Raw genomic sequence first — 11,741 nt, forward strand, 5'->3', positions numbered from 1 at the left:
TCTCCGAACCCCGCCGCCAGTGCCCAAGGTCAAGCCGCGAAGGCACGCAATCTGGGGGACATCCTCCAGGAGTTCCGGCAGCACCGCATGGTGATGCAGCAGGAACTGCAAAAGATCATCATTGGCCAAGACTTGGTGATCGAGCAACTGTTCGCCGCCATCTTCACGCGGGGACACTGCCTGCTGGAGGGCGTGCCGGGCCTCGCCAAGACGCTCATGGTCTCGACGCTATCGCGCATCCTCGACCTGGAGTTCAAACGCATCCAGTTCACCCCCGACCTGATGCCTTCGGACATCACGGGCACCAACGTCCTGGAAGAAGACGACCAGGGACGGCGAAATTTCCGGTTCGTCGAAGGGCCGATCTTCACCAACATCCTGCTGGCGGACGAAATCAACCGCACGCCGCCCAAGACCCAGGCCGCGCTGCTCCAGGCGATGCAGGAACGCGAAGTCACCGTGGGGCAGGAAACGTACACGTTACCCGATCCGTTCTTTACGATTGCGACGCAGAACCCGATCGAGCAGGAAGGAACCTACCCGCTGCCCGAAGCGCAGCTCGACCGGTTCATGTTCAACATCAAGATCGATTACCCCACGCGCCTCGAAGAGGAACGCATTCTCGCCGCCACGACGCGGGGTGAGAAGCAAGAGCCAACCAAGGTGCTGTCGGCCCGCGCGATCTTGAACTTGCAAAAGCTCGTGGCGAGCGTCGCGGTGAGCGAGTACATCATCAAGTACGCCGCGTCGATCGTCCGCGCAACCCGCCCGCGTGACGAGTCGGCTCCCGAGTTCGTGAAGGACCTCGTCGCCTGGGGTGCCGGCCCCCGTGCCGGGCAGTTCCTCATCCACGGCGGCAAAGCCCTCGCCGCGATGGACGGCCGGTTCAGCGTGGCGATCGAAGACATCCAAAAAGTAGCCGTCCCCGTCCTGCGTCACCGCGTGAGCACCAACTTCCAAGCCCAAGCCGAAGGGATGACCACCGAAGACGTGATCAACCGGCTGCTCAAGGAAATCCCGACGCCGGAGATTCCTAAGTTTAACGAGAAGGGATAAGGCGAGGTGAGGAGCGTAAGCCAAGACCTGTCATCCTGAGGGAGCCCCGGCGACTGAAGGATCTCGGTTTGCCATTTGAGAAGGAAGAAATGTGAAGCTATTTGCCGCCACTCTGATACCAGTACTACTCATAGCTGCATTTTTGATGTGGCCTCGAAATAACCGGCGGCTGGTGGAATACGAAGGGTACTACTTCATAAAGCAACAAGGAGACTGGGAGGTCAACTTTCATCGTAAGTCCCCGCTCTGGCTTCGGCTCCCAGATAATACCGAAATCTATGTTCCGGATATCACTCAAGGACTCGCCAATGACATCTTGAGAACTGCTGAAGAGCGAAACGCTGAAGGCGTAAACAACAAGTCCGATGATATTCTCGGCAATCGAGATCGTTTTTTCTACTTCGGCGATTTGGGACTTAAGCTTACGTTCGACAAAACAGGGGAATTATCGTACGGGCGGGCTTCTGGAAGAATGAAGTGGGAGGGAGAAAGACTTGTGCAGATTCCCGGAGGAATTCAAGTTGGAATCAATCGTGAAGGTCCGTTTCACGATCTCATAGGAACGAAGTTAGGCGACTTGGAGGAGGTGTTTGGCAAGCCTACCGCGATCCGTAACTACAGCCCCCCTCGTGGACCCTAGGATTACTACCCAACCACGACCTCCGTGCTCTCTGTGGTAAATCCAAATGAATGGCCGCGTAGATCCTTCAGTCGCCTAGGCTCCCTCAGGATGACATGTTCTTAATGGTCTCCACCTAATTTCCCAGCCCCTAGCCCCCGACCCCTCATCCCTCCCGCATGGCAACTGTCGAGCAATACCTGAAGCCGGCTGTGATTCAGCAGATCAAGCGGCTCGATTTGCGCGCGCAGTTCATTGTGAAGGGGTTCTTGCAGGGTTTGCATGCCAGTCCGTTTCATGGGTTCTCGGTCGAGTTCAGCGAGCATCGCAAGTACACGCCCGGCGACAATCCGGCGGACATCGACTGGTTGGTCTACGCCAAGACCGACAAGTACTACACCAAGAAGTTCGAGGCCGAGACCAACATCACCGGCTATCTGGTGATGGATCAAAGCCGGTCGATGGCCTACACCTATCGGCAGGAGATGACCAAGTTCGACTATGGCATCTGCATCGCCGCCGCGCTTTGCTACCTGATGGTCCATCAGAACGACCCCGTGGGCCTGGTGACGTTTGGCGAGAAGATCGAGAAGTTCCTGCCCCCGAAGAGCAAGCGGCAGCAAATCGCCAGCGTGCTGACGGTCCTGGCAAGGCTCGAGCCGATGGGCGAGACGAACGTCGCGAAGAGCCTGGTGCAGCTTGCCGCGATGATCAAACACGCGAGCCTCATCATGGTGTTTAGCGACCTTTTGGGCGACGTCGACGAGACGATCGCCTCGCTCCGCCGGCTGCGGCATGGTGGCAACGACGTCATTTTGTTCCACATCCTCGACGAAGCGGAGGTCGAGTTCCCGTTCCATGGCCTCATGGAACTCGAAGACCCGGAGACCCACCAGAAGATCGAAGTCGACGCCGACAACTTCCGCAGCGACTACGCCGAAGAGATCGCAAAGTTCCGCGAACAGTACCGCACCGAATGCTTCCAAAGCGGCATCGACTACGTGCCGCTGGATACCAGCATGCCGTTTGATCGCGCGCTGATGGAGTATTTGGTTACTCGTAGGCAGCGTGGCTAGAAATGGAGAGGTCAGTTGTGATGCAAATGCGGAATGCGGAATGCGGAAGGGGGAAGGGGCGCAAGCGAAAGCTGCAGCGTTTCGTTCGTCTGCATTCTTTCCGCCTTCCCCTTTCCACCTTCCCCCTTTAACGTATGTCCTTCCTCTCCCCACTCCTGCTCGCCGGTGCCGCGCTGGTCGCGCTGCCGATCTTGCTGCATCTGGTGATGCGCCGCGAGCCGCAGCGGGTGGAGTTTCCGGCACTTCGCTTCGTCCGCAAGCGGCAGAGTGTGAATCAGACGCGGCTCAAGCTGCGGCATTGGATACTGCTCGCCCTGCGGTGTGCGTTCATTGCGATTCTGGCCCTCGCACTCGCGCGGCCGGTGCTGCAAGGTTCGGGGCTACTCGGCAGCGGCAAGGCGGGACTCGCGGCGGCGGTGGTGATCGACAACTCGCCGCGGATGGGCTACCTCGAAAAGAACGTCACACGCCTCGAAGCGGCGCAAGAAACCGCCACGTGGTTGCTCGAACAACTTCCGCCGGAGAGCGAAGTGGCGCTCGTGGAGCCAGGCCGGGCACGGCGTGCGAAACTCGGCGAACGCGACTCGGCGATCTTGCGAACCGAACGACTCAAGGTTTCTGCCGCCAGCGGTCCGTTGGCCGAGGCGGTTGTCGAGTCAATCAATCTGCTTGCCGAACGCCCCGATCATCGCCGCGAGATTTACGTGTTCACCGATCTCGCGGCCGTGGTGTGGAACGACGGGGCGCTCACCGAGATTCGCACCGCGCTCGATAAGAACGAAGGGACCAAGCTCTATCTGGTCGACGTCGGCGCCGAGGACCCGGTGAACGCCGGCCTTGGCGAGCTGGAACTCTCTTCCGATCACTTGGCGACCGGCGAAGCGGTCACGCTGCGTGCCGACGCTCGCGCGACGGCGAACCTGGCGGGCAATTCGCGCAATGTCGAGGTATGGCTCGTTACCGGCGATGGCAAGCAGGCGAAGCGTGGGCAACAACCTGTCACGCTCTCCGCCGCGGGCGAAGCGGTCGAGCTCCCCATCGCCGGGCTCGCCGAGGGGGTGCATCAGGGTTACGTGAAGTTGTCGGGCGACGATCCACTGACGATCGACAACACGCGTTACTTCACGATCAGCGTCGATCCGCCACCCCGCGTCCTGCTGGTGGGAATGTCGGCTGAGTCGACGCAGCTGATGGCCGAGGCGCTCGCGCCAGCCGCGCTCGCGCAAACCGCCGCTTCGAGGTTCGCGGTCGAACGCGTCACGTTCAACACACTCGACCGCACATCGCTCACCACGTTCGACACCGTGATGTTGCTCGATCCGCCACCCTTGAGCGCACAGCAGTGGCGACATCTGAGCGACTTCGTGCAAACCGGTGGCGGGCTCGCCGTGATGCTCGGCCGCAACGCGGTGGGGAATCTCGATGACTTCAACGCTGCGGCTGCTCGACTCCTGCTGCCGGGCGAACTTAAGTGGGTGTCGTCGACGGCGGGGTATCTATCGCCGGCGAACTATAACCACCCCGTGCTGCGGCAACTTGTCGACATTGCCGAGGCCACACCTTGGCCCGCGTTTCCAGTGTTCAAGTCGTGGGCCGTGTCGAACTTGGATCCTGCGGCTGCCGTAGTGGCGACGTTCGCGGATGGTTCGCCCGCCATCGTTGAAGGTTTGTTCGGAACCGGCCGCGTGCTGCTGGTCACCACACCGCTCTCCGATCGCGCGAGCGACGAGCCGTGGAACCTGCTGCCGACGAATCCCGACCCATGGCCATTCCTGGCGCTGGTTGAAGGGATGGCCGACTACTTGGTGGGCAGGGACGTTCGCGGGTTGAACTTCGCGGCGGGGCGAGTTGTGTCGCTGCCACTCCCGAAGCGTAGCGACCTGACGACGTACGTCCTCGAGCCACCCACCGGCAGCCCGCTGCCACAGTCGCTCTCGCCGGGGCAAACCGAGATCATCGTTACTACCACCGATCAGGTCGGCAACTACCGCGTTCGCTCGGGCGGCGAACGCGCTACGCTCGACCGCGGCTTCAGCATCAACGCCGCGGGCGATGTCGGCCAACTCGAACGCGTCTCGTTCGACACCATCGCCACCGCCCTCGGCGAAGACCGCGTCGAACTGGCCACTGGACAAAGCAACCTGTCGAGCACCATCGACCTAGGCCGAGTAGGCCGCGAGTTGTACCCATGGCTGATCGCGCTGGTGGCGTTGATACTGGCGTGCGAACAGTGGCTTGCCGACAGGTTTTATAAGAGTGGATAACCGATATTTGAGTGCGTTATGAACCCTGTCATCCTGAGGGAGCCGCGGCGACTGAAGGATCTTGCCGGCCATTAGGAAAGAGTCTCACGCAGAGTCGCAAAGACGCAAAGAAGAAAGAAGTTAGGAACACTAATCTGCGCTAATCGGCACTAATAAGAAATGATTAGTGAAGATCATCGCAGATTAGTGTTCCGAAAAAAATGGCAGAGTACATCCTTCAGTCCCCGGGGCTCCCTCAGGATGACACAACTCCCGTTCCGTCCATTGGTCATTGTTAATTCGTCATTAGTCACTCCCCTAACCTCCGGTCGCTAACGCTCCCGGCTCGCCCTAATCCATGTCCCTCTCCCTCCATCCCGTCGGCGGTTATGCATTCGTGGCCATCGTGGCTGCGATTTTGCTCGTGCTGCTTGCGCGCGTGGGGCCGAGGCACATTGAGGTTCCGTTCGGTAGGCGGCTCGCGCTCAAGATGCTCCGGCTGACGGCGATCTTACTGCTGCTCGTCGCTATGCTGCGGCCGACGTTTCAGTTCACTCGCACCACGCCCGAAGAGGCGACGCTGCTGGTGCTCGCCGATCGGTCGCGGAGCATGCAGGTGGAGGATTCGCTCGACAATCGCAGTCGGTACGACGCCATGAAGCTCGTGCTCGGCGAAGCGGCTGGCGATTTTGAAAAGCTCGAAGAGAACTGGAACGTCCACGCCTACTCGTTCGCCGAAACGCTCGAATCGGTGCCGGTGAAGGTGGGACGGTTGGAACTTGCCGAGGCTCCGACCGGCGAGCAGTCGCCCCTCGGTGCGGCGCTCGAAGAACTGCTGGAACGCGAGGGCGACCAACGGCTTCGCGGCGTGCTGGTGCTGAGCGATGGCGCGCAGCGTGCCGTGCCCCCCTTGGACGCCGCGCCGCAGTTGGTCGCACGCCAGTACGCGGCCGAGGCAATTCCGCTCTACACGTTCTACTTCGGCCAGCCCGGCAGCAGCGATCGGGCCGACCTCGCCATTGAAGACCTGCTGGTCAGTGGCACGGTGTTCGCCAACGCCCCCATGCGAGTCAGCGGGCAGCTACACGCCCAGGGCTACGCGAATCGTAACGCCAAGGTGCAGCTGCTGTGGGAGCAGGTGGCCGAGGATGGTGCACGCGAAATGCAGGTGGTCGACACGGTCGAACAAGACATTCTCACCGGCGACAGCCGCACGCCGATCTCGCTTGGCCACACCCCCACGGTGCCGGGCGAGTACAAGGTGACGCTTCGCGCCGAGAGCCCCGAGGGCGAACTCGTCACGACGAACAACGAGTCGAGCACGTTCGTCACCGTTCGCGAAGGTGGCATCAAGGTGCTGTATCTGTATGGCGCGTCGGAGATTGGTGGCGGGGCCGGTGTCGAGCAAGCGTTCATTCCGCGCATCATCGACGAATCGCCCGACGTGCAAATCAGCCGCAAGCTGTTCAATTATCGCCGGCCGCTCGAAGATCTTCGCCGTGAGTTGCAGCCAGGCAGTTACGACGTGGTGATCCTGTCGAACGTCGATAAGGACGCGATGAACGCCGAGAGCTGGCGGGCGCTCGCCGACATGGTTCGCAGCGGCACGGGTCTGATGATGGGTGGCGGTTTCCACAGCTTCGGGCCCGGTGGTTTCCAAAACACGCCACTCGCCACGGTGCTCCCCGTGGAGCTTGGTCTCGCCGAACGACAGAACTTCCGCGAGCCACTGCGTAAGGACGTTCACGTCGAAGGTCCGCTCAAGATGCATCCCGCGGGCGACGTCGGCAAGTCGCACCCCATCATGCAAATCGTCCCCAACGCCCCGCCCGGCAGTGGTTGGAACGACCTTCCCGCGCTCGACGGCGCGAATCGCATTCCGCGGAACTCGCTGAAGCCCAACTCGCAGATCATCGCCGAGACGAACGATGCCGCGCGGCATCCACTGTTGGTCGTGGGGCAAGCGGGCAACGGTCGCACCCTGGCGTTCGCGGGGGACACCACTTGGCGATGGCAGATGGAAGGCCATCGCGACGAGCTCCGCCGATTCTGGCGGCAAGTCGTGCTGTGGCTCGCCCGCAAAGACGACCAACCCGCCGGACGAGTGTGGATCGACCTCGCTTCACGCCGCGTGAGTCGTGGCGGAAGGCTCGACATCGAACTCGGCGCGACGCCCGGTGATAACGACGATCCAGATGCCGCCATCGAGTTCGACGCGAAGATCACGCTGCCCGATGGCACGCAGCAACCGCTCGTCACCGTCGCGACCGACACCGGCCGCCGTGCGGGGACGTTCACCATCACCGACCAGCCGGGCGACTACTTGGCCGAGGTCACCGCGAAGATCGACGGCAAGGAAATCGGCACCGCGGCCGCGCGGTTCTTAGTGCCCAATCAAGACCTCGAACTCGACCGCCCCGGCGCCGAACCCGCCATGCTCGCCGGCCTTGCGAAACTCACCGAAGCCGCCGGCGGCCAGTCGTTCGCCCCCGAAGAACTGCCGGCCCTGGTTCGCAAGCTGGCGAAAGAAGAACCCGAGCTCAAAACCGAAGTGATCGAACGCCGCACCTACTGGGACAAATGGCCGTTCCTGCTGCTCTTTGTCAGCGTGCTAGGGGTCGAATGGTTCCTAAGAAAACGCTGGGGATTGGTGTAAAAGCTTGCGCCCTTTTGTCATCCTGAGGGAGCCCCAGCCACCCGAAGCGTCTCGCAGGGGCGAGAACCTCTCACTTCACCTTACACCCACTCTTCGCGTCACACCTTCCGGTGAACCTCAACCGATTCCGCGCGAATACTTTATAGGCCACGTCGAGACCTTGCTTGATGATGGGTAGTCGCGTCGGCGCGACCAGCCAGCCGTAGCCAACCGCGGTGTAGAGATAGCGAAAGACTTCGACGCCGGTGACGATGGTCCCATCCGCGAGCCGGCCATGCATCTTGGCCATCATCTCGTCGTGCGTGAGGCCAAGTGATGCCGCGTTGAATTCCGCGGCCGTGATGTCGACGAAGAGAATCCGCCCGTGCTTATCGAGCCGCCGGAGCCAGTTCACCTCGCGCAGGCAAAGCGGGCACTCGCCGTCGAAGAACATCTCGATAGGGTAGGGGGTGTTGGACATGGTGTGACGTTGACCTGCTGTCATTCTGAGGGAGCCTCGGCGACCGAAGAATCTCCTTCGCGGAACTATAGGATGTCACCCACGCTGCGACCAATAGCCGTTGAACGCTCATCGTGGGGCGAGATCCTTCAGTCGCTGGGGCTCCCTCAGGATGACATGTGATGCCGCGTTCTTGAGTCGGAATCCGTGAGAATCCGCCCAAATCCGCGGCGTCCCGCGACTAATTCTGTTGCGTGCCTTTACTTAGCACCTCGTCAAACCCATCCAGCGTCTCGGCCAGTATCTCCCGAATCGCCTGCCGGTCTTCGCTCGACAGGTGGGCGAACTTCTCCGAGTTGTCACGGCCCAGCAGCACCTCGGCCAGCCGCGCGTCGACGTGGCTGCGCATCTTCTCGGGCAGCGAGGCGAACGAGTCGCTGTAGATCAAATAGCTGCACGGGTACTTGAACATCCGCCGCTGGAGGTCGAACTCGCGCAGCGATCGGCCTTGCTGGTCGCGCGGCCCAAGTTTTTCAAACTCCTCGGCAAAGCTCGACGTCCCCGTCACCGGCGAAGTCAGCTGCCACTCGCCCGCGAACAGCAGTTGCTCGACCAGTTCGTCCCCCGCGCGGGCGATACGGCGTTTCGAAATGTCGTTCTCAAAGTCCGCCGGCTGCTCGAGAATCTTGTTCCAGGTCTCGTCGTAGTGCGAGGCCCGCTTCGCTTCGTACGAAGCGTGCGTCAGGGCGTTGTGCATCTGGGCTTGATGCTGCAGCACCAACAGTGCCACCAAATCGCTGTGCGGTGTCAGATAATTCTTGGTGTTCACTCGCTCGGTGAGCTCGGTGACGTTCGCCCCCTCGTCGAACTCGGTCGGCGCTTCGCCTTCTTCGTCAACGGTCAGGTTGCCGCGGTGCCGCATTTCGCCATGCGTGCCGGTGACGTACCAACCGCCAAAGCGATCTTGGAACGGCGTCGCCAGCGTGGTCATCGCGGTCCCCAGGTCGTATCGCGGTTCGCCATCTTCCTGCGCGAACACACTCCGCACCAATAGCCCCGGCACCGCGCGGGCGTTGCCCGTGTCGTGGCAGCCAAGGCACAGTCCGTTGTCGCGCACCAACTGCGGCTTGTCGGTCTCCGTCTGGTCGATGGTGTAGAACACGGCCCCCAGTTCGGGGTCGACCGCCGCGATCTCTAAGACGTTACCGAACTGCACTTCGCCGACGTAAACGTCGTCGTTGTAGTAAAGTGCCCGCGGTCGGTGGGGCGATATCTTGGTGAGTTGCAAACTGGTTTTCGAGTACACCAGCGTCTGCGACGATTGCGGGATCTTCAGCTCGCCGAGCAGCGAGGGGAGCCAGCCATGCCGCTTGTCCCACGCCAGCTTCACGTCGCCACGGTCCATCCGCTTTTGCAGCAGCGCCACGGCATCCGCCACTGGCGACGTGTGGTACAGAATCGGCTCGCGGTTGAAATCGTCCTGGGCCACGCTCACACGAGCAGCCAACAACAGACAGCACACCGCCGAGCCAAGAACCAACCGATGAAAACGAATCTCAAGCATGCCGTCATTGTCGCAAGGGCCCACAGTCCCCGCAACTGAGCCGAAACGCACAGTTTTGGAGAAGGAGGTGAGAACACTAATACTCGCTAATCTGCACTAATCTTTGTTCTCATTAGCGAGGATTAGCGCCGATTAGTGTTCCTGAAAGAATTCGCGTCGATCCGCCGTGGTCCGCGCAATTCCGCGACGAATTACTCCTCTCCAGCCCGCATTCTGCGCCTGCCCGCGATGTGGTCTAATAGTCGCTCTCCAGGTCTACAATCCCCACAATCCATCCAAGCGGCCTCTCCCCAGGGCGTATACTTTTCAGTTCCACACGCACTGGCCACTGCCCTCGCACAACGTCCATCCTGTCCCCCATGCCCAGCCGCACCAGCACCTATCGCTTTCTGCTCGTCGGCTTGCTGGCTGTGGCGGCGTACTTCGCGGTGACGCTGCCGCCGAAGATCCTCGAGCAGTACAACGCCGCGCATGCCCAAAGCCCGCTGGTTGGCTACGCCTACATGACCGTGGTGTGCCTCGGGGCCGCTGTGCTAACCGGCATCCTTTTCTGGGCCATGTGGAAGGTTTGGCAGAACACCCGTACCAACGAGCAGCAAGCGGCCCGCCGTACGAAGGACCCCAATAAGCTGACGCCACGAGATCGCCGCGCCGAGCTTAGCGAAAACATGGCGGCCGGTCGCGACTACGCGGCCACCGGTGGAATCAGCGATGCGGTTCGGGCCGAGATCGAGAAGGCCGTCGCCGAGATGGAGGCCAAGCACCAAGCCGAGCGGCTCGAAGTCGTGGCGTTCGGCGCGATCTCGAGCGGCAAGAGCTCGCTGCTCAACGCCCTCGCCGGCCGTGATGTGTTTCGCACCGGTGTCGTCGGCGGAACCACCTCGGCGAAGAGTCAGATCGAGTGGCCCGGCGACGATCGCGTGATCCTAGTCGATACGCCCGGCCTCGCCGAAGTCGCTGGCGAAGTGCGCGGTCGCGACGCCGCTAACGCCGCGAAGAACGCCGACCTGGTGCTGATGGTGGTCGACGGCCCCATCCGCGACTACGAGCACGAACTGCTCGAAACGCTCGCCGAGATGGGCAAGCGCATTGTCATCTGCCTCAACAAAGCCGACTGGTTCACCGAAGCCGAGCGGGCCGAACTCTGCAAGCAAATCGCCGAGCAGACCGAAGGCCTGGTCGACGCCAAGGACGTGGTAAGCGTTCGCTCGCGTCCTGTCGAACGCCCCATCGTTCGCCTTCGCCCCGATGGCACTCAGGAGCAAGGCACGGTCATCGAGCCGCCGGACATTTCGCCGCTGGCAGTTCGGCTGGTGACCATCGTGACGAAAGAAGGCGACTCGCTGCTACTGGCGAACCTCTTGATGCAGTCGCGTGGCTTGGTGGACGACGCCAAAGAGCGCGTGCTGAACGCCCTCGACGACCACGCCCGCAAAGTGATCGACCGCTACATGTGGGCCGCCGCGGGAGTGACTGGTGCGAACCCGATCCCGCTGCTCGACATCGCTGGCGGGACGGCGGTCACCGTGAAGATGGTGCTCGACCTCGCCGCGATTTACAAGCAGAAGATCGACTCCGAAACGATCGTCGAAATGCTCTCGCAGCTCACCAAAAGCCTGATCGCGATGCTCGGTGCCAGCGCCGCCGCACCGGCACTCGTCGGCTCCATCGGCAGCGTGCTGAAAAGCCTCCCCGGCGTCGGCACCATCGCCGGCGGCCTTCTGGTAGGCCTCGCCCAAGCCCTGGTCACCCGCTGGATCGGCCGGGTATTCATGAAATACTTCCGCGACGAAATGAAACCCCCAACCGGCGGCATCGCCGAACTGGCCCGCCAGGAATGGAGTTTGCTCACAAGTCCCGAGGAGCTAAGAAAGCTGATCGTGAAGGGACGACAGAAGTTGGAAGAGTGAGACGCATGTTTAGAGTGAGGCTAAACCATGTGTCATTCTGAGGGGAGTAATGCGACCCGAAGAATCTCGCCCTGAGAGAACCGTTCGGCAAGAATCTCACGCAGAGACGCAGAGACGCAGAGACGCAAAGGAACTGAGGTACGTGAACTAGAATGGATAAGAAATAAGGCCCAGAAAG

8 protein-coding genes are annotated in these 11,741 nt (G+C 61.4%); 6 read left to right on the forward strand and 2 right to left on the reverse strand.

The window, feature by feature from the left end; translation table 11 throughout:
• Positions 1-60 precede the first annotated feature (60 nt).
• The 5 genes from SH292x_RS02235 (at position 61) to SH292x_RS02255 (ending at position 7,650) form a co-directional block, all read left to right on the forward strand.
• The gene (locus SH292x_RS02235; protein ID WP_442485887.1) at positions 61-1,056 is read left to right on the forward strand and encodes an AAA family ATPase; all 996 of its coding nucleotides are present in this window, start codon (positions 61-63) and stop codon (positions 1,054-1,056) included.
• A gap of 91 nt (positions 1,057-1,147) precedes the next feature.
• The gene (locus tag SH292x_RS02240; protein WP_442483950.1) at positions 1,148-1,696 is read left to right on the forward strand and encodes a hypothetical protein; all 549 of its coding nucleotides are present in this window, start codon (positions 1,148-1,150) and stop codon (positions 1,694-1,696) included.
• A gap of 158 nt (positions 1,697-1,854) precedes the next feature.
• Positions 1,855-2,751: a DUF58 domain-containing protein gene (locus SH292x_RS02245; protein WP_442483951.1), complete on the forward strand. Its 897-nt coding sequence runs from the start codon at positions 1,855-1,857 to the stop codon at positions 2,749-2,751.
• A gap of 134 nt (positions 2,752-2,885) precedes the next feature.
• The gene (locus tag SH292x_RS02250) at positions 2,886-5,015 is read left to right on the forward strand and encodes a BatA domain-containing protein (RefSeq protein WP_442483952.1); all 2,130 of its coding nucleotides are present in this window, start codon (positions 2,886-2,888) and stop codon (positions 5,013-5,015) included.
• A 337-nt stretch (positions 5,016-5,352) separates the two neighbouring features.
• Positions 5,353-7,650, forward strand: coding sequence for a glutamine amidotransferase (locus SH292x_RS02255; RefSeq protein ID WP_442483953.1), 2,298 nt, complete (start codon positions 5,353-5,355; stop codon positions 7,648-7,650).
• Between the two features lie 70 nt (positions 7,651-7,720).
• Here SH292x_RS02255 and SH292x_RS02260 read toward each other — a convergent pair whose 3' ends face one another.
• Together SH292x_RS02260 and SH292x_RS02265 are read right to left on the reverse strand one after the other, a co-directional pair.
• Positions 7,721-8,110 (reverse strand): thiol-disulfide oxidoreductase DCC family protein, encoded by a 390-nt coding sequence (locus tag SH292x_RS02260; protein ID WP_442483954.1) that lies wholly within the window; start codon positions 8,108-8,110, stop codon positions 7,721-7,723.
• A gap of 220 nt (positions 8,111-8,330) precedes the next feature.
• Positions 8,331-9,653 carry a hypothetical protein gene (locus tag SH292x_RS02265; protein WP_442483955.1) on the reverse strand — a complete coding sequence of 441 codons (1,323 nt, stop codon included), beginning with the start codon at positions 9,651-9,653 and terminating at the stop codon, positions 8,331-8,333.
• A gap of 359 nt (positions 9,654-10,012) precedes the next feature.
• Here SH292x_RS02265 and SH292x_RS02270 point away from each other — a divergent pair, with 359 nt between their 5' ends.
• Complete coding sequence (locus SH292x_RS02270) at positions 10,013-11,563, forward strand: YcjF family protein (RefSeq protein ID WP_442483956.1); 1,551 nt, start codon at positions 10,013-10,015, stop codon at positions 11,561-11,563.
• The last annotated feature ends 178 nt before the right edge of the window (positions 11,564-11,741 follow it).

The sequence above is a fragment of the Aeoliella fuhlenseeensis genome (assembly GCF_052161615.1).
Lineage (GTDB): Bacteria > Planctomycetota > Planctomycetia > Pirellulales > Lacipirellulaceae > Aeoliella.